This window comes from Bacillus cereus group sp. BfR-BA-01355 (assembly GCF_022663675.1).
Taxonomy (GTDB): domain Bacteria; phylum Bacillota; class Bacilli; order Bacillales; family Bacillaceae_G; genus Bacillus_A; species Bacillus_A thuringiensis_S.
In genome coordinates this window covers 1-18759 of the sequence record NZ_JAKUFY010000109.1, presented here as the reverse complement: position 1 = coordinate 18759, position 18759 = coordinate 1, and the positions used below count along the sequence as shown (strand labels likewise).

The following is an 18759-nucleotide window of genomic DNA, read 5'->3' as shown; positions in this document are numbered from 1 at the left end:
TAGATTTCTTCTGACAGCGTCCCAACATCTTTTCCTTCAATCGAAATACCTAACTGCTCTGCTTCCCTTCCTACTTCTGTTTCATGAATTTCTTTTTCTAATGTAATTTGTTCTTTTCCTTCCGTTTCAATACCTAGTTCCTCTGCTTTTTCTTCTGTATGCACTGCATGTATCTTACCATTGTTCAATTGTTCTTTACTGCGCTGCGTGTAATCTGTCTTTCCTTTTTGTGTTTCAGAAGGAGAGGCACCCCCTAATATGCTTAAACTCATTACTCCAATAGTGAATACCGTCATCATTTTCTTTTTCAAAATTAATTCCTCCCTCTTACACTTTCTTTTTCAGCATTCCCATAATTTTTTTAATACTATACATACATCTCATCGCTGCTTGAGATAACATTATGATTGATAAAATCCACTCACATACACCTAGTCTCTTCTTCATTTAACGAACGTTCTTTATGCCATACATAATATAAATAGTTTCTTAACTTTCCCTTAAAAAAAAGACGACCTTGTAAAAACAAGATCGTCTTTTTACTTATATTTTTTGATTTTTAGGGAAAATCACTTCAAAACAAGTGCCATTTCCCCATCTGCTCTCTACTGATATTTTTCCATAATGCTTTTCTACAATCCAATTTGCGATTGAAAGACCTAATCCAGCTCCTTCTGACGTACTTCTTGCTTTATCCCCTTGATAAAAACGATCAAATAATTTCGGAATATCTTCTTCTTTCACTCCTATCCCGTCATCCTTCACCTGTATACGAATTGAACTACTCGTTTGCGTACAATCTATTTGAATATGCCCACCTTCGTTTGTATACTTCATCGCATTATCTAACAGTATGACCATCATTTGATGAATCCGCTCTCTATCCCCCATAAAAGATACACCACGTTCTACTTTTAGTATCATTTCTTTTTCCTGATAAGAAGCAATCTCTTTATATGGAGCTACTATTTCTTCTAACAATTTATCAAGTTCAAATGTTTTCTTATCCATCTCAATTTGATTAGAATCAGAACGTGCTAGCAATAATAAATTACTAACGAGTTTCGATAACCGCCTACATTCTTTTGAAATTGTAGAAATATCCATCGCTTTTTCTTCTATCGTAGCGGATGGTGATTGGAATAACACATCCGTTTTTGATTGAATAACTGCAAGCGGTGTCCTTAGTTCATGTGATGCATCAGAAACGAATTGCTGCTGTTTCTCCCATGAATTTTGAATAGGTACAAGTGCTCTGCCAGCTAGGAAAAAGCCGATACCTATCGCACAGAGGCTTCCTATGCTACAACCTATAACGAGGATTAAAAATAAAGTATTTAACATTCTTTCTTCCGCTGTTATATCTCGCACGATTTGAACTATTTCTCCATCTTTTTGAAGCGAAAATGCTCTAAAATATCGTCCTTGTACTTCAATATCTTGTAACTCCCCTAATTTTTTTGGAGAAAACTTTTCCAAATTCTCTTCAAAAATAGAACGGAATTTACGGTTATCGCCCTCTATTTTCACTATTTTCCCATTCCAAGTTATTCTAGTTACTCGCGGATCTCCAATCTGGATATTCTCTATGCGTTTTCTTGGTGGTATTTTAACATCTAATTTTTCTCTATACTGAGCCATCATTTTTATAGATTGATCCACTTCATTATAAATACGCTTATATGTGTATGAATAAATAATACTGCCTAATATACCTATTAATAGGATAAATACTAATGAATTCACTATAGTCAAACGAATGCGTGTCTTTTGAAACATACTTCCTTTTCTCATTGTTCTTTTAATATATATCCAATACCTCGAACGGTTTGAATATCTTTCTGATAACCGAATGGCTCTAATTTTTTACGTAAATGATGCACATACACTTCTACAATCGCTACTGTCGTATCTGAATCAAATCCCCAAACACGATCAAAAATTTGTTCACGCATTAAAATCTTCCCGCTATTTTGAATGAGATACTCTAGTAGCTCATATTGTTTCAATGTCAACTTAATACCTTGTCCATCTACTTGAACGTCTTTATCTTTTCCGAACAATTCAATCCCTTTATAGCGAATCGTTTGCTGCGTTGTTAAACTACCACTTCTGCGTAGTAAAGCGCGAATTCTCGCTTTTAATTCAGGGGCCTGAAATGGCTTAACGATATAGTCATCTCCACCAAAGTCCAATCCCTTCACCCGATCTTCTAAAGAATCTCTCGCTGTCAAAAACAGGACTGGTGTTTCAATCTTTTCATCACGTATTTTTTGAATCACTTCAAATCCGTCCATCCCTGGCATCATCACATCCAACAAAATTGCATCATATATATTTTGAAGCGCTAGAAATAATCCATCTTCTCCATTCAATGCTGTATCTACTTCAAATTCATCACGCAAAATTTGTACGATAGATTCTAATAACGAAGTATTATCTTCTACTACAAGTAAGCGCATGCTCTCACCTTCCATCAAATAGTTCAATTCTATTTATTATTACATTTCTTCTCTTCATAACAAAAGAATGTAGTTATATTACGTAATTTCATTTTCAGCTATTTCCTTCTAAAATTTTGAAGTTTTATTATAAAAACTTTGTCTTAAATTTACCTTAATAAAAAATTGAAAGAAATAAGATTCCTCTTATCTCTTTCAATTTTTTATTACATATACCTTTTTACTTGGCAACTCCAAACAATTTAGCTGACCACCATACACAGCCCCGCCATCAATTCCAATAATACGATTACTACCAAAATACACTCCGCAATCCTCACTACTATGAAGCGTTTTTGTTTCCGTATGCCCAAATACAACAACCTTTTCACCGCTATATCCATTATGAAATTCATTACGGATCCACATTAACGTATATGGTTCAGATTCAGAAACTCGTTTCATCGGCTCAACCCCAGCATGTACAAATATATACTCTTCTGTTTCAATGTAATGATCTAATTCTTGAATAAACTTTATATGTTCCTCTAATACAGAAGATTGTAAAATCGGTTTTTGGAAGTCTTTCTCATTAACCGCAATATCTTCTTCTACAAATCCATAACTATATAATGTCTTATCTCCACCATTTCTTTTTACCCAATGGTTCCATGAACGTTCCTCATTTGTCGTTAACGCCTTAATCATCATATCTTCATGATTTCCTTTTAAAATGAGTGCTCCCTCTTCTTTCAATTCTTTTACCTTTTCAATTACAGCACGCGCATTTGGACCACGATCTACATAATCTCCCAGTAAGATTAATTGATCCTTTTTCGCATTATATTGAGCTTCTTTCAACAACTGTTCGAACTTTTCTATTTCTCCATGAATATCACTAATAACAAGAATTCTTTTCATATTATCCCCCCTCTTTCTAATTATAGTTCAAAACAACGGAAAATTCCGAATCTTAACCTTGGATTAAATTTATCCCGCATTAACAGGCAGTAAGACCCCCACCTCAAAATTCAGCGGAAGCAAAGAAGTTAGGTGGGGGTAGGGCTGCCCGTTAATGCCCGATTGGTGAGGGCTAATAATCAGTGGTGGATGAAGAAAAGCCCCATTGATTAAAGTTTCACTTTATTACAAACTAAACTATTATCCTTACAACAATGTAAGTCTCTTGTCATCCAATTCGATAGTTGTAATTACTGTATCTCCTTATACTGAGAGTAAGAAATGAAACAAAAAACAAGGAGAGATGAGAGATGAAAAAAGTAATGGAAGTTGTAGTAGCGGTAGTAGAGGTTTTCGTAAATGGTAAACAAGTCGCAATAGAGTTGAATAAATAATGAAAAGGACAACATTCACTCTAGACCCTTTACTCATATAAAAGAGATAAAACTTCATCATTTCTTTGATCCCTTATCTCCCTATAAAGAAAGCCGTATCCCTTTTAAGGATACGGCTTTCTCTTATTTTTGACTCGTACGAGATGAAATGCTAATTGCTCTATCTGTTGCTTTGGCAGCTTCATCTAACGCTTCTTTACTATTCTTTCCGTCATACATTGCTTCTAATACTTTTACAACTGCATCTCGTGATTCTGGGAATACACTAATTAAAGCACCTTGTGTTGCTGGAGATTGCTTCGTCGCTTGCAGTTGATCTACTGTTACTTTCAACTGTGGATATTTTTCATATTGCTCTTTTACTAACGGCTCATTATATGCATCTGGATTAATTGAGAAATAGCCTGTTGCCGTATGCCATTTCGCTTGTACGTCTGGCTTCGTTAAATATTTCATAAAGTCCCAAGCACCTTGTTGCGTTTCTTCTGAAACCATATTCGTCATCCATAATGATGCGCCTCCAATGATAACACCATTTTGTTTCGAATCCTCTGGATATGGAATATATGAAACACCTACATTAAACTTAGATGCATCAATTAAATCGCGAACACCTGCTGAAGAATCTAAATACATAGCAACTTGTCCAGACTGGAACGCAGCACGAATATCATCCCAACTTGCTCCATACTTTCCAAGTGCGCCAGCTTTATTTAAATCATCTAACATTCCAAATACTTTCTGTCCTTCTTTACCGTTAAATACCGCCTTCTTTGCAGCATCTTTACGGCCGTTTTCATTATCTACATATAAAGCACCTTGTGTCGCTAACAACTCTTCAAAGAACCAACCATAGTTAAGCATGGAGAATCCATATTGTTTTACATTTCCGCCTTCTTTAATCGTTAACTTTTTCGCTGCTTCTTGTAATTCCACATATGTTTTTGGAGCTTTCTCTGGATCTAAGCCCGCCTTTGCGAAAGCATCTTTATTATAAATTAATACTGGTGTAGATGAATTAAATGGCATAGAATACATTTTTCCATCAACTGAATAATAATTTGTAATTGCTTTTTCTAATTTTGACGTATCGTACTTATCTTTTTTTATCCAGCTATCAATTGGTGTGATTTTTTTGCTATCAATCATATATTTCGTTGTAATTTCACTCGATTGAACAAGAGCTGGCGCTTCTTTCGTTGCAGACATCGTTCTAAACTTCGTTAAAGACTCTTCATATGTCCCTTGGAACTCTGCCTTTATCTCGTATTTACTTTGTGACTTATTATAGTCTGCAACAAGACTATCTAGTACACCTTGTGTTTTTCCACCCATCGCATGCCAGAAGCGAATTACAGTTTTATCACCATTTTTTTCAACTGGTGCTACTTTTGCCTGCACCTCGGTTTTCCCCTCTGTTTTACTATTTGAACAAGCGGCACTAGATAATGCCATTGTTGCTGCCATTAATAGAGCAGCACCTTTTTTAACTAGACTCATTTAAATCTCACCTTCTCTTAGTTATTTAATTGCACCTTTTGTTAATCCTTGTTGTAATTGCTTTTGCCCTAAAAATAGTAAAATCAATGTTGGAATAACGATAACCGTAACACCGGCCATTACGCTTCCCCAATCAGTTGCAACTTCTTGAGACTGAAGCTGCTTCACACCAATTTGCACTGTTCTTACTTTTTCATCTGTGGTCACTAAAAGTGGCCATAAATACATATTCCATGTTGTTAAAAAGCTATATACTCCAAGCGTAATAAAACTCGTTTTACAATACGGAATTACAACGCCGAATAAAAATCTTATATTTCCAATCCCTTCAATAAAAGCAGCTTCTTTCAGTTCATTCGGAAGTGTCATAAAATGTTGACGTAGCAAGAAAATACCGAAAGCTGTCGCAAAAAATGGCACTGTCATCCCAGCGAAACTATTGATCCAGCCAAAGTTTTGAATCGTTAAAAAGTTAGGTACCATCGTTGCTTCCCACGGAATAAGCATCGTCGAAATAAACAGGAAGAAAATAAGGTTTCTTCCTTTAAACTGAAGAAAAACAAAAGCATACGCCGCTAAGCTTGATACGATAAGTTGTCCAATCATAACGACTATCGATACAATTAAACTGTTATATAAGTATGTAAAAAGCGGTACTTTTTGAAAAATATTAATGAAATTATCAAAAGTAAATTGAGTTGGAAATAACCTTCTCATTTGAATATCGTCTGGTGTCATAAAGCTTATTAAAAACGCATACAGTACAGGAAAAAATACCATTACTGCACTAATTATGAGCAGCATGTATAATAGGAAATTTCGCTTCCACTGTTTAACAATCATTTATAATGCACCTTTCTCTCAGCAAACTTAAATTGAAGTAATGTAGCAATGAAAATGAAAACAAATAATACCATCGCTTGTGCACTTGCTGTTCCAAATTGATGATTCACAAACGCCTCTTTGTAAATCGAGTACACAATTAAATTCGTTGCATCATTCGGTCCACCGTGCGTTAAAATATCAATTTGTCCAAAGCTTTGGAACGCACTAATTAACGTTACGGTTACAATAAAGAATAAAGTTGGCGATAGCATCGGTAATGTAACACGGTGAAGCTTATATAAATAACTAGCACCATCTATAGATGCACTCTCATATAAAGACGTATCGATATTTTGTAAACCACCTAATATAACTAAAAATGCAAATCCTGTATTCACCCAAACTGTTGTAACTGATACAGAGAATAGTGCCCAGTCCGGACTCGTTAACCATGCGATTGCAGGAAGATTCATAGAGCCTAATATATTATTAAATAATCCTACACTTGGATGAAATAAAAATAGCCAAATCACTGCACTAGCAGCTACTGATATTCCCATCGTCGAAGAAAACAGAACTCGGAATAACCCAATACCTCTTACCTTTCCATTCGCAATCAATGCAAGAAACAAAGCAAATATAATGCTCGTAGGCACTGTATATAAAACAAATAGTAAAGTTGATTTTATACTTTTGTAGAAGGCAGGATCAGAGAATAAATATTGATAATTTTCTAAGCCAACGAAAAGATTAGCTTCTCCATGTATATCGGTTAAATAAAAACTATAATAAATCGTCCTAAACAATGGGTAGAACAGAAAAATCGAAAATAACAAAATAGATGGCGCCAAAAACAATAATCCTATTCTTAAATCTTTCGTTCTCCCCCATAATTTTTTCTTTTTTGACACTTTTGTTTGAACTGGCAACTTACTTACTTCAATCATTATTTCGCCACCACTTTCAACTCTTCTTCAGCTACCACTTTTAAGCGTTCATTCGTGTTTTCGTTAAAGAAGCATAACTTTTCTTGCGAGAATAATAATTTTACTTTGTCACCTTTGTTCAGGAGTAACTGTCCGATGACTTTCGCACTCCAAGTTGTTCCATTTACCGCAAAATTTAATATAGATTCATTCCCTAATACTTCTACAGATTGCAGCGTCACTTCTTGTCCTTCCTCAGACAGTGCAATATGCTCAGGACGCATGCCTATACGAATTATTCCTTCTGGTAATTGCTTTAACTGTCCAATAGATAATGGAATTTGCAATTGCCCTATATGTAATACACCTTTTTCTTTATCTACTTCTCCATCATTTATATTCATAGAAGGAGAACCTATAAAGCTTGCAACAAATTCGTTTGCTGGTTCGTTATATATGTCAAGTGGTGTTCCAACTTGCTGTATACTTCCTTTATTTAAAACCATGATACGATCTCCCATAGTCATCGCTTCTATTTGATCGTGGGTAACGTAAATCATCGTAATTCCTAATCGCTGCTGAATTTCTCTAATTTCAATTCTCATTTGCGCACGTAATTTTGCATCTAAATTCGAAAGTGGTTCATCCATTAAACAGATTGGTGCTTGACTCACAATTGCCCTGGCAAGTGCAACACGCTGTCTTTGTCCGCCTGATAATTGGCCTGGTTTCATTTTCACATACTCTTTCAGTCCTACCATTTCAATAGCTTCCATTAATCGCTTTTGTCGCTCTTCTTTTTGTACTTTTCTTACCTTAAGTCCAAATAAAATATTTTCTTCTACAGATAAGTGTGGATATAATGCATAATTTTGAAATACCATTGATAGATTACGGTCTTTCGGCTCTATATCATTTGCAACACGTTCATTAATAATTAAATCTCCCGAAGAAATCTCTTCTAAGCCAGCAATCATTCGTAATAATGTGCTTTTCCCGCATCCCGAAGGTCCAACTAAAACAAAAAATTCGCCCTTCTTAATATGAACCGATACGCCTTTAACCGCCGTCTCTTTTGCATTTTTATATACCTTTGAAACATTTTTCAATTCAATCACAAGGTTGCACTCCTTTTTTCTTCTTGTATCCATACTTCATAATGACTTGTTGAAATCGCACTTGCTCCTGCACGAATTGCAATTTCCGCATCTTCTCGCGTTTGAATCAGCCCGCCTGCAATAATAGGAAACTCTATTTCCTCTGCTAGCTGTTTAATTATAGAAGGCATAATCCCCGGCATAATCTCTACTGCATTTGGTTTAGTCGTTTTACAATTTTCAATTGATTTAGTAAGGGATAAAGTATCTACAATAAAAATACGTTGAATTGTTTTCAATCCAATTTTATTAGCATTTCGAATTGTCGAACCCTTTGTTGAAATAATACCTTGTGCCCCGATAACATCTTGAATATACAAAAGCGCTTCCTCTGTATTCGTATTTAAGCCTTGTATAAAATCACAATGAAGAAATACATCATGTCCATGTTTCTGCAATTCGTATACACGCTCTGGTAATTCCAGCATTGAACCCGTCATAAGAAAAACTGTTTTCGGCAATTGTTTGTATGCTTTGTATCCTTTCCAATCCTTTATCATCGCAATATAAGGTTATTTAAACATTCATTCCACCTAACTGTTCTATTTTTATCCAAACTAAAAACACCTACTTACATAGAACGCCTTTCTCCTTATTTGAACTCTAGGGAATAGAGCACACCTAAGAAAGCGGCACATTATATGTAAGCGGGTGTTCCCAAATGTTCTCTACCCTAGTTATTTTGTTACCTTTACTATATTACTCATTTATTAAGCCAGTTTTGATAGTTTGTTAATTAGGTGTTAATCGAGTGTTAATATTCACCACATTACTTTTTACAATAATCTAGATATATGAATGAACTCCAACAGAACGCAACAACTATCTTTAAAATTCAAGTGATATGCAAATTCATTCCATAGTCAATCAGTTTTAGTTTTCTCGCAACTGCTTGTGAGGCATAATTATCCCAGGAAGTACTATAAAGTGGAATGCGCTTTTCCTCTTGTATTGCTATGGCCCAAGCTGTAACAACATCAGTACCATATCCATTCCCTTGAAACTCGGTTAAAGTTTCCACACTTCCCTCAGCAGCTACGGGGGTACTTCTGGCACTGCAACAAACAGAAACCACCTTTTCATTTTTTACAATTGCAAAATAAGGTTTCCTCCATTCCATCTGTTCTATTAGATTAGGAAAATTTTCTCGTAAAAGCTCTCTATTCTTCTCCGTTATTTGTATTGTTCTAGTCGGCTTATGTAAATTACTAGTAAACATGAAAGCAGGACCCATCCAAATATTTTCCACTGTTCTTTCTTCATTTAATACATTAATAATCTTTGCTATCTCTATATGCTTTGAAGGTTCTCGAATTAACTTCTCAATCTTACTTACCGTTTCATCATCCACATTACAATGATATCTCGTTATACCCCCTTCACGAGTTCTGCCAAGAAAAAAACGTGGTGCTTTCGGATTTCCTTGTTCATTTACATATTTCATTTTTCCTACTTGATTATGAACAAATAAAACCTCTGCCTGAATTACTATTAAATCAAGTTCTGAGAGAGTCATTTATATCCTCCTTATTTACCCCATATACCATCCATTCATAATCTATTTTTCATGTTCAAAACAAAAATCCCATTCAAATACACATTACTGAATCCATCATACTAACTGATTTCTTCATTCTGTCTATCTAAATGGGATTATTTTTCGTTTGTTACTCTACTGGTTGTTGTGGCTGTACTACTTCATTCGCTCCAGCTACCCTCAACATATTTACAATATCTTTAAAACCTCTTTTTTCAGCGTATTGCAGTGGCGTCAGATGTTCCTTGTTAGCCATATTTACATCTGCACCGTGATCAATAAGCAATTGAATTACTTTCTTATGGTTTTCACTACCATTTCCTAATACAATTGCTTCTAATAGCGCTGTTCCACCACGTTCATTTTTATAATTCACATCAATATCTGTATGCTCTAATAATTCTTTAACAACCTCTACATGGCCACGCTCAGATGCAGAAATAAGTGCTGTTCCACCTGACTTAGTCGTTTCTTTCGTATTAACTCCTGCATTAATTAATACTTTTACAATATCCGTATATCCTTCTCTACTTGCATAAAGAAGTGGATTACTTTTTTTCTCATCTTTAATTTCAATATTAGCACCTGCACCAATTAATGCTTTAACTGTCTCTACATGATTTTGGTACGTCGCTGCAAGGACAGGCGTTTCTCCGTTGTCACCTTCTACGTTTATATTCGCTCCATCCTGAATCAACTTCATAGCTGTCTCTGTGTCTCCAAGAGTAGCTGAAAGTAACAACTGTTTGTCCATTAAATTTATACTTTTCTCTTCTTTAGATTCTTCCTGTTCTTTATGCTTCTCTTTTTTCTTTTCATTTTTCACATGAACCGGTTTCGATTCTGGTTCTTCTTGCTTATCGCAAGCCACTACCGTCATTAAAAGTCCTAATAAAATACATAATAAAATTTTTTGTTTTCTCACAACTACAGCTCCTATGAAAGATAATGTTTTCTTAACCATTCCTCCATCACATACAATAACTCTTCTTGAGTACATTTATCCATAAGCCCTTTAGATTCCTTCTTTAATCGGATTATCTTAAGCTTATACTATGTTTCTCAACCTATTGGAATGATACGCCTGATGGCCCCATCATTAACATTATGAAGCAATTAGTTTAGCACGTTTTTACCGCATTTGTATACATTTCTAAAAAGTACATAAATGATTGCTTTAGGTTACTATATTCCATTGTAACCGTTCTTCTAAAAATTTTACACCTTTTCTATATTTGCACCTGAGTAATAATAGAAAAAGACAACTATATAGTTGTCTTTTTCTATTATTAATGATGTCCACCATGATTTCCTGCTTTCGGTTTCCCCATCATCTCTTTATTCATTTCCCATTTATGCTCTGCTAACTCTTTATACGAAAGAACTTTGCCCTTATAGTTAGATACAAAGCTCTCTGCATCTTTTTTATTTTTAAATGAAATGACATTATAAGCCATCGGTGTCGTTATTGTTTTATCATATACGTAAGTAGCGTCTTCTAACGAAATCCAATCTTTCGAATCATAATCTCGAACAAATTTCTCTTTCGTCTTTTCATCTGAGTTGATCTCCATCCATTTATACATACAACCGATATCATCAAACTTTAACGCTTTTCCATTTTCTAAAATGATTTCTGTTGCAAATTGATTATCTGTTACCCCAATTTGGCAAATATCACATTTATCATGTTTCTCATCAATAGCAACAGCTGCTGTTTCCTTTTTCCCACACCCGACTACCGTAAATACGAAACATAAACATATAGCAAGTACAACATATTTTACTTTCATCAATATTCCTCCCTAGAAACCGTATACTTCACGAAAAGAATACCAAAAGGTTGTGTGAGATTTGTGAAAAAACAATGTGCTTTTTGTAATATAGGAAACAAAAAAAGATGTGTAGTTATTTCTACACATCTCTCATCACTCGCAGCCTGTAATTAACAAATCATCTTCTAACTTAACTAATAATGTATCGGCACTAATTTCCTGTCCAACTTCTACATTTACCAATCTTATATTTCCACTAATCCCGACTGTAATTTTTTTAAGCTCACCGTCATTTTTTCGGATCATCAGTAATTTTTCCCATTCATATACGTAAGAAGATTCATTAATAAAAATCTCCTCTACTTTTCCTTCATAAGAGCTATAAATCTCTTCAATTCTCGTTTTCATATAAAATCTACTCCCTATTCCACACTTCACTATTTTCATCTTATTCTACCATTCTTACGAGGAGTAGCTTACTTTTTAAAAATTCAAATTAACTACCGTGAACAAAATGAACAAAATAAAAATTATGCTTCTAATGATGTTATTTTTCAAATTATTTACCATTTGAATGGATGCTTTTATTATAAATAAAAAACCTTTTTCTGAATTTTTATTCTATTTTGAAAGCGCAATCATTCTTTTGAGGGGGAAATTACATGTTAGCACTACTTGGATTTGCGATGGTATTTGTCTTTATGTTTTTAATTATGACGAAACGTATGTCAGCGCTAGTAGCATTAATATTAATTCCGAGTGTTTTTGCATTAATTGGCGGATTCTATGCCAATATGGGGCCTATGATGTTAGAGGGGATTCAAAAATTAGCACCTACTGGTATTATGCTTATGTTCGCTATTTTATATTTTGGGATTATGATTGATAGCGGTTTATTTGATCCTGTCATTAGTAAGATTTTAAAATTTGTAAAAGGAGATCCTTTAAAAATCGTTGTCGGAACGGCTATATTGACTATTATCGTTTCTTTAGATGGTGATGGTACAACAACATACATGATTACAGTTTCTGCAATGTATCCACTATATAAGCGCCTTGGAATGAATCCACTCATATTAGCTGGAGTTGTTATGTTAGGAGCGGGAGTAACAAATCTTACACCTTGGGGTGGACCCACAGCTCGTGTTATGAGCGCACTTGGACTTGAGGCTTCCGAATTATTTACACCTCTTATTCCAGGAATGATTGCTGGTGCAATTTGGGTTGTTTTCGTTGCCTACTATCTTGGAAAAAAAGAAAGAAAACGTTTAGGAATTATGGATGTACAGTATTTAAAACAAATGCAAACAATGGATGAGCAAGCTGCAACTGTCGAAGCAGCAGTGCATAAACGCCCTAAACTTCTATGGATTAACTTTTTATTAACCGCCACATTACTTGTCTGTCTCATACTAGAAGTTATGCCGTTACCTGTTTTATTTACAGTCGCTTTTGCTATTGCTGTTATGATTAACTATCCAAACTTAGAGCAACAGAAAGAACGTATTGCTTCTCATGCAGGGAATGTATTAGCAGTTGTTTCTCTCGTATTTGCTGCCGGTATTTTCACTGGTATTTTATCTGGAACAAAAATGGTAGATGCAATGGCTAACAGTGTAGTAACTCTTATACCAGATGCACTTGGACCACAACTACCAATTATTACAGCACTTCTCAGTATGCCATTCACATTTTTCATGTCTAATGATGCATTTTACTTCGGGGTATTACCTATTTTGACGAAAGCTGCTGCTACTTACGGAATTAGTGCAGCTGAAATGGGACGCGCTTCCTTACTTGGGCAACCCGTTCACTTATTAAGTCCTCTTGTCGCTTCCACTTATTTATTGGTCGGAATGGCCAAAGTTGATTTCGGTGAACATCAACGCTTCACTTTATTGTGGGCCGTTGGAACGACAATGGTTATGTTAATTACCGGAATTGTAATTGGGATTATTCCAATATAAGATGCAAAAAAACAGTAGAAGAAATAAAATCCTCTACTGTTTTTTATTATGAAGAAGCAAGAAAATAACGTCTCTCCGGTCTCCCAACACTTCCATATATTAGCTCTGCGTGGACTTTCTTCCCAGATATCAAATACTCTAAATAGCGCCTTGCCGTTGATCGGCTTACTCCAATCATTGAGCTTAACATTTCTGCTGTAATCCCTTCTTCATTAACTGTTAACATATGCTTTTTTACTTTCGCTAAAGTATAAGGATCTATCCCTTTCGGGGCATATTCTATTTGATCTCCCTTCACACCTCTTTGAGACCATAAATATTCAATTTGTTCCGTAGATAATTGATTGTTCTTCTTTAACTGTATAATCTTTTTTTGATAGCCTTCTAGACTTGCTTTAAATCGATCAAACATTAGTGGCTTTACGATATAATCTGTTACTCCGCCCCGCAGGGCGTGCCTCACTACATCTGTTTCCGATGCCGCTGTAATCATAATGATATCTGTATCGTGCAAATGATTCCTAATATATGTGACAAGTTCCGTTCCCTGCATATCAGGTAAGTACACATCTAATAACACGAGCTGTGGCTTCACAAGCTCTAGCCATTCTTTCGCTTGTTCTCCAGTCGTTGCCGTTCCAATTACTTTAAATCCCTCAATTTTTTCAGTAAAACGACGATGAATGTCAGCAATCCGAATATCATCTTCTACAATTAATACTTCAATCTCCTCACCCATTACTATTCGCCTCTCTCTTTCGGTAGTGCAATAATAAATAACGCACCACTTAAATCCCCTTTTTCAATTGCAATACTTCCATTTAAATCTTCTACTAACTCTTTCACTTTTGCTAATCCATATCCTCGCTCTCCTCCTTCTTTCGTCGAAAAGCCTTTATAGAATATGCTAGTAATTATTTCATCATGAATCCCTTGCCCTGAATCTTCCACTTCAATTAATATTTCTTCTCCAATATCAGTTACAAACATCCTTACTTTCCTATCATTCTCTTCATTTTTTTCAATTGCTTCAAATGCATTCGTAATTAAATTCCCTAAAATAGAAACGACATAATTACTCTCAATATGTGGACTTAATTTGTCTAAACCACTTTCTCTATCTAGCATAAAATCAATCTTCAACTCTCGTGCTCTATTATAAAATCCAATTAAAATTCCACCTAGCCATGGATTTTGAATCCGCTTCATAATAAATTGAACAAAATCTTGATATACCGCTGTTTCCTTATGAATAAGCTCTAAAGCATCTTCATATGATTCTAATTGGATAAGACCCGAAAGCGTATACAATAAATTATTATATTCATGCGTTTGCGCCCGCAATGCCTCTGTATATTGCTTCGTCTGGGACAATTCTGCTGTTAACTGATCCATTTCAGATTTCAAACGTAAGCTCGATACAACGCCAGTTACTTTATTCTTTACTTTAATAGGTAGACGGTTCGCAATAACAGCCTGTCCTTTTATATTTAATTGGCGGTCAAACTGTTCTTCACCAGTTTGAAGTACATCTAGTATCGTTGAATTAGGAATTACATTTAAAATAAATTCCCCAATAATATTTTGTTGTTTATTTAGCGAAAGAATATCATAAGCTGCTTGATTGACTAAACTAATCATGCCATTTTTATCGATTACAATAATCCCTTCACGTACAGATTGAATCACTGTACTATGCTCTTCATATAAAGATGAAATTTCTTCTGGCTCCATCCCGAACATCATTCTTTTTATACTTCCCGCTAAATATATAGAGCCGATTACCCCAATTAAAAGACCTATTACTGTAATCCAAAATACACGCTTTCCATACACTTCTACTGCTCCATGAATATCAGCCATTGAAAACCCAACAGACACCACACCGATAATTTCATTTTCCTGGTTACGGATTGGGACTTTCCCACGCAATGAAGGGCCTAACGATCCATTAGCTTTCGAAACATAAGATTTCCCTTCTAATAAAACGCCTTTATTATCTCCGCCAACCATTTTTTCTCCTATTTTATCTCGCTCAGGATGCGCATAACGAATCCCCTCTTTGTTTCCAACTACAATAAAGTCAGCTTCTGTATCAATTCGAATTTTTTCTGCGATTGGCTGAATAATAGAAGCTGGATTTTCTTTTTGAAAAGCTTCCTGAATTTCTGGTATCGCAGCAACTGTTTTCGCAACATGCAAGGCCCTTTTACCAATTTGCTCTTCTACTGTTTCAGATAATATGTAAAAAAATAAATAACTTGTTAGCAAAAGTACAACAAGAATAAGTGTACTAATAGTTAATGTAATTCTCGGTTGTAGTTTTAATTTTTTCAATGTCAAAACCATTCCCCTAACATAATTAAAGATAGAATTTAAAGAAAATACAGTTTTTTATTATCATAACACGCTTACTATATATTTCTTTCTTTTTTATCTTCATAAAAAAAGAAACGAAGCATAAGCACTACTTCGTTTCTTAACAGTTTATTATTATATTTTAAACTTACCAATCATCTCTTGTAATTCTTCTGCCATTTGTGATAAATGAACTGCTGCTGCATTTATTTCATCTACTGAAGCTAATTGTTCCTCAGAGGAACCAGCAATATTTTGAACGCTTGCCGCATTTTCTTCAATCGTAGCTGCAATTTCATTAATAGATGCACTTACTTGCTTTGCATCTACCGTCATTTGTTTTGCTACATCTACCATGCTATCAATTTGTACAACTGTATCATTTGTAGACTTCAATATTTCGGCAAAGCTTTGCTTCGTTTCATTTGCAACTACAAGTCCTGATTGTACTTCTGTTCCAACTTGATTCATAGAGCTTACTGTTTCTTTTATATCAAATTGAATCTCTTTCACTAGTTTTCCAATTTCCGTAGAAGACTTTCCTGATTGTTCTGCTAGCTTTCGCACTTCATCTGCTACAATTGCAAATCCTCTTCCTTGCTCTCCAGCTCTCGCAGCCTCAATTGCCGCATTTAACGCTAATAAATTTGTCTGTTCTGCAATATGTTGAATCACTTCAAGAATTGCTCCAATTTGTTTCGACTTATCGTCTAACAAACCAATGATTTTGTCTGACTGTGAAACAGAATCATGAATTAATTGCATTTGATTCACAGTTTTTTCAACTAACGTCCCACCATTTTCAGCTTTTTTCTTCGTATACATAGAGGCTGTAGATACTAATGAAGAACTATCTGCAACACGCTGAATTCCTTCTGTAACTTCTTCTAACAATGTTGCTCCTTCTTCAACTTCTTTCGTTTGTATTTCTGCACCACTCGATACTTGCTCTATCGCCTGTGTAATTTGTTCCGTTGCTTCGCTTGTCTGCTTCATACTAGCTGTTAATTCTTCTGAAGATGCTGCTACATGACTTGCTGAAATGTTTATATTGGAAATGACACTATGTAACGATGTAGCCATCTCGTTAAAGCTTTCTCCTAGCTGTCCAATTTCATCTTTAGAATGAACTGTAATTGATTCTGTTAAATCGCCTTCACTAATCTTCTTCGATGATATAACAAGTTGTTTTAACGGTTTAATAATAGACGCAATAATGAAGTAAATTACAATCCCACCGATTAGTAGCGAAATTCCAAGAACAGTTATTGTTTTATAGAAAATAGGTTCAGCCGCTTCGATAATTTCTTTGGAAGGCATAATTCCTGCTATTTTCCATCCAGTTTTCTTATTCGTTTTAAAAGTGATATTACGATCTTCACCATCTAACGAATAATGAACATCCCCAGCTTCCTGTTTATACAATTCTTTACTAAGTTTCTCTTCTAATTTCTCTCCTGGCTTCAGTGTCGGGTGCGCTACTACATTTTTATCTTGATCAAATATTGCTACATACCCTTCCTTACCGATATTAACCATCTTGGAAGTAGTAACAATATCATTAATGATTAAGTCAATCCCAAGAACGCCACTTTTATCCTCATTTTGTTTTGCTAGTGTAATAACAATATTACCTGTCGTTTTTGACTTATATGGAGCAGTTACAATTACTTCTCCGCTTTTCTTCACTGCCTCTTTATACCAATCTCTTTCTGTAGGATTATATCCATCTGGCATCTGAATAGCTGGTGATTGAATAAACTGTCCATTACTAGATCCTGTATAGATTGCTTCCATTTCTGGATGCAGTTTATTGTATTCTTCTAGTTTATTTTGTATGTTTTGAATTTGATCTGCTTGGTAACTTGATTGTGTGAATAATTTTGTAAAATAAGTTGCATCTATTTTTTTACTATCCAATTCTTTATTAATTACATTATCCAAAATTTTTATATTATCTTTCGCCGAGTTCAAAATCGTTTCATTAAAGTTCGTCTTCGCCTGTTGATAAGACGTCCAACCAATTACAATACTTGGAAGAATTAAAATAATAATAAATGATACAAGTAACTTTGTTTTTAAACTACTACTCCTTAATTTCCCTTGAAACATACTTCTACCCCTCCATACCGTTTTAAATGTAATTAATTAACATTTAATCTTTCTATAAAAATAATACAATTTAAATGTATCGATGAGACTCTCTATCTTTTTCTACATCATAAAGAATTGATACATACCTTTTTCATTCTATATAAATTAAATAATTAAAACAATATATAAAAATGTATATTATTCGAAATATTATAATTCACTGAAGAACCTCTAGTATCTCACTTACTAGAGGTTCCTCCCGCTTTACTATTCTTTATCTTTTTCTACTTCTTTTTTCGCATCTTCTACTACAGATACAACAGGTTTATCGTTTGATAATTGTTGTACTGCTCCTTTTCCAGCAAATCCTTCTAATAACTCTTTTAAATCAATGCCAGAAGAAGCTTTTAATGTTTCTTGCATCGTTGCCATTAAATCAGTCGCATAACCTGCAACTTTTCCGGCGCCGCTATTTTTACCACCGCCACCTGTATCGACAACTGTAATTTTATCAATGTTGCTAAGTGGGCTTGCAACTTCCTTCGCATAACTTGGAAGCATGTTAAGAACCATATCCATAATCGCCGCTTGGCCATATAACTCAAATGCCTCTGCAATTTTTTGTTTCGCTTCCGCTTCTGCTAAACCTTTTAATCTGATAACATCTGCTTCCGCTGTACCTTGTGCTTTTTGTACTTCTGCTTTTGCTTGACCTTGCGCTTTTTCGATTTCCGCCTTCGCTAAACCTTCTACACGAACTTCTTCTGCACGTGCTCTTGCTTCCGCTTCAATTTTATATTGATCTGCATCTGCTTTTTTCATTT

Annotated in this window: 17 protein-coding genes and 1 pseudogene; 1 reads left to right on the top strand and 17 read right to left on the bottom strand. The window is 34.8% G+C overall.

Translation table 11 applies throughout. From position 1 onward, the window contains the following. From MR167_RS25490 to MR167_RS25430, 13 genes and pseudogenes are all read right to left on the bottom strand, one after another. Positions 1 to 311 (bottom strand): annotated as a pseudogene (locus MR167_RS25490) (transporter); the annotation flags it as partial. 232 nt (positions 312 to 543) lie between these two features. Continuing rightward, a complete protein-coding gene (locus tag MR167_RS25485; protein WP_012614732.1) occupies positions 544 to 1794 on the bottom strand; it encodes a sensor histidine kinase in 1251 nt (416 codons plus the stop codon). Beyond that, positions 1791 to 2462, bottom strand: coding sequence for a response regulator transcription factor (locus MR167_RS25480; protein ID WP_001238636.1), 672 nt, complete (start codon positions 2460 to 2462; stop codon positions 1791 to 1793). Before MR167_RS25480 ends, MR167_RS25485 begins: the two co-directional genes overlap by 4 nt. Before the next feature lie 195 nt (positions 2463 to 2657). After that, the gene (locus MR167_RS25475) at positions 2658 to 3362 is read right to left on the bottom strand and encodes a metallophosphoesterase family protein (RefSeq protein ID WP_000821985.1); all 705 of its coding nucleotides are present in this window, start codon (positions 3360 to 3362) and stop codon (positions 2658 to 2660) included. Between the two features lie 557 nt (positions 3363 to 3919). Then, positions 3920 to 5296 carry an ABC transporter substrate-binding protein gene (locus tag MR167_RS25470; protein WP_242315804.1) on the bottom strand — a complete coding sequence of 459 codons (1377 nt, stop codon included), beginning with the start codon at positions 5294 to 5296 and terminating at the stop codon, positions 3920 to 3922. A gap of 21 nt (positions 5297 to 5317) precedes the next feature. Continuing rightward, positions 5318 to 6139: a carbohydrate ABC transporter permease gene (locus MR167_RS25465; protein ID WP_000635960.1), complete on the bottom strand. Its 822-nt coding sequence runs from the start codon at positions 6137 to 6139 to the stop codon at positions 5318 to 5320. Beyond that, the gene (locus MR167_RS25460; protein ID WP_000573804.1) at positions 6136 to 7068 is read right to left on the bottom strand and encodes a carbohydrate ABC transporter permease; all 933 of its coding nucleotides are present in this window, start codon (positions 7066 to 7068) and stop codon (positions 6136 to 6138) included. Before MR167_RS25460 ends, MR167_RS25465 begins: the two co-directional genes overlap by 4 nt. Further along, complete coding sequence (locus MR167_RS25455) at positions 7068 to 8165, bottom strand: ABC transporter ATP-binding protein (protein WP_000571393.1); 1098 nt, start codon at positions 8163 to 8165, stop codon at positions 7068 to 7070. The genes MR167_RS25460 and MR167_RS25455 overlap by 1 nt, the downstream gene beginning before the upstream one ends. Further along, positions 8162 to 8704 (bottom strand): glycerol-3-phosphate responsive antiterminator, encoded by a 543-nt coding sequence (locus MR167_RS25450; RefSeq protein WP_242315802.1) that lies wholly within the window; start codon positions 8702 to 8704, stop codon positions 8162 to 8164. Before MR167_RS25450 ends, MR167_RS25455 begins: the two co-directional genes overlap by 4 nt. 335 nt (positions 8705 to 9039) lie before the next feature. Continuing rightward, positions 9040 to 9720, bottom strand: coding sequence for a GNAT family N-acetyltransferase (locus MR167_RS25445; protein WP_242315800.1), 681 nt, complete (start codon positions 9718 to 9720; stop codon positions 9040 to 9042). 151 nt (positions 9721 to 9871) lie between these two features. Next, positions 9872 to 10741, bottom strand: a complete 870-nt coding sequence (locus MR167_RS25440) for an ankyrin repeat domain-containing protein (RefSeq protein WP_000287334.1) — start codon at positions 10739 to 10741, stop codon at positions 9872 to 9874. 289 nt (positions 10742 to 11030) lie between these two features. After that, positions 11031 to 11534, bottom strand: coding sequence for a nitrous oxide reductase accessory protein NosL (locus MR167_RS25435; RefSeq protein ID WP_000865665.1), 504 nt, complete (start codon positions 11532 to 11534; stop codon positions 11031 to 11033). Between the two features lie 135 nt (positions 11535 to 11669). Next, positions 11670 to 11924 carry a hypothetical protein gene (locus MR167_RS25430; RefSeq protein ID WP_000857378.1) on the bottom strand — a complete coding sequence of 85 codons (255 nt, stop codon included), beginning with the start codon at positions 11922 to 11924 and terminating at the stop codon, positions 11670 to 11672. Positions 11925 to 12178: 254 nt separating this feature from the next. Here MR167_RS25430 and MR167_RS25425 point away from each other — a divergent pair, with 254 nt between their 5' ends. Beyond that, complete coding sequence (locus MR167_RS25425) at positions 12179 to 13483, top strand: CitMHS family transporter (RefSeq protein WP_000880474.1); 1305 nt, start codon at positions 12179 to 12181, stop codon at positions 13481 to 13483. 46 nt (positions 13484 to 13529) lie between these two features. Here the strand turns inward: MR167_RS25425 and MR167_RS25420 are convergent, their stop codons facing one another. From MR167_RS25420 to MR167_RS25405, 4 genes are all read right to left on the bottom strand, one after another. Beyond that, the gene (locus MR167_RS25420; protein WP_000503468.1) at positions 13530 to 14222 is read right to left on the bottom strand and encodes a response regulator; all 693 of its coding nucleotides are present in this window, start codon (positions 14220 to 14222) and stop codon (positions 13530 to 13532) included. Between the two features lie 2 nt (positions 14223 to 14224). Next, a complete protein-coding gene (locus MR167_RS25415) occupies positions 14225 to 15832 on the bottom strand; it encodes an ATP-binding protein (RefSeq protein ID WP_242315799.1) in 1608 nt (535 codons plus the stop codon). Between the two features lie 144 nt (positions 15833 to 15976). Beyond that, positions 15977 to 17953, bottom strand: a complete 1977-nt coding sequence (locus MR167_RS25410; protein ID WP_000486200.1) for a methyl-accepting chemotaxis protein — start codon at positions 17951 to 17953, stop codon at positions 15977 to 15979. A gap of 249 nt (positions 17954 to 18202) precedes the next feature. After that, positions 18203 to 18759, bottom strand: a 557-nt coding sequence (locus tag MR167_RS25405) for a flotillin domain-containing protein (RefSeq protein ID WP_276575831.1), incomplete at its 5' end; no start/stop codon positions are given.

Coding starts and splice junctions, on each gene's coding strand:
- MR167_RS25415 (WP_242315799.1), bottom strand. CDS start 15,832: ATGGTTTTGACATTGAAAAAATTAAAACTACAACCGAGAATTACATTA.
- MR167_RS25485 (WP_012614732.1), bottom strand. CDS start 1,794: ATGAGAAAAGGAAGTATGTTTCAAAAGACACGCATTCGTTTGACTATA.
- MR167_RS25420 (WP_000503468.1), bottom strand. CDS start 14,222: ATGGGTGAGGAGATTGAAGTATTAATTGTAGAAGATGATATTCGGATT.
- MR167_RS25430 (WP_000857378.1), bottom strand. CDS start 11,924: ATGAAAACGAGAATTGAAGAGATTTATAGCTCTTATGAAGGAAAAGTA.
- MR167_RS25410 (WP_000486200.1), bottom strand. CDS start 17,953: ATGTTTCAAGGGAAATTAAGGAGTAGTAGTTTAAAAACAAAGTTACTT.
- MR167_RS25440 (WP_000287334.1), bottom strand. CDS start 10,741: ATGTACTCAAGAAGAGTTATTGTATGTGATGGAGGAATGGTTAAGAAA.
- MR167_RS25445 (WP_242315800.1), bottom strand. CDS start 9,720: ATGACTCTCTCAGAACTTGATTTAATAGTAATTCAGGCAGAGGTTTTA.
- MR167_RS25480 (WP_001238636.1), bottom strand. CDS start 2,462: ATGCGCTTACTTGTAGTAGAAGATAATACTTCGTTATTAGAATCTATC.
- MR167_RS25435 (WP_000865665.1), bottom strand. CDS start 11,534: ATGAAAGTAAAATATGTTGTACTTGCTATATGTTTATGTTTCGTATTT.
- MR167_RS25425 (WP_000880474.1), top strand. CDS start 12,179: ATGTTAGCACTACTTGGATTTGCGATGGTATTTGTCTTTATGTTTTTA.
- MR167_RS25465 (WP_000635960.1), bottom strand. CDS start 6,139: ATGATTGTTAAACAGTGGAAGCGAAATTTCCTATTATACATGCTGCTC.
- MR167_RS25475 (WP_000821985.1), bottom strand. CDS start 3,362: ATGAAAAGAATTCTTGTTATTAGTGATATTCATGGAGAAATAGAAAAG.
- MR167_RS25470 (WP_242315804.1), bottom strand. CDS start 5,296: ATGAGTCTAGTTAAAAAAGGTGCTGCTCTATTAATGGCAGCAACAATG.
- MR167_RS25450 (WP_242315802.1), bottom strand. CDS start 8,704: ATGATAAAGGATTGGAAAGGATACAAAGCATACAAACAATTGCCGAAA.
- MR167_RS25460 (WP_000573804.1), bottom strand. CDS start 7,068: ATGATTGAAGTAAGTAAGTTGCCAGTTCAAACAAAAGTGTCAAAAAAG.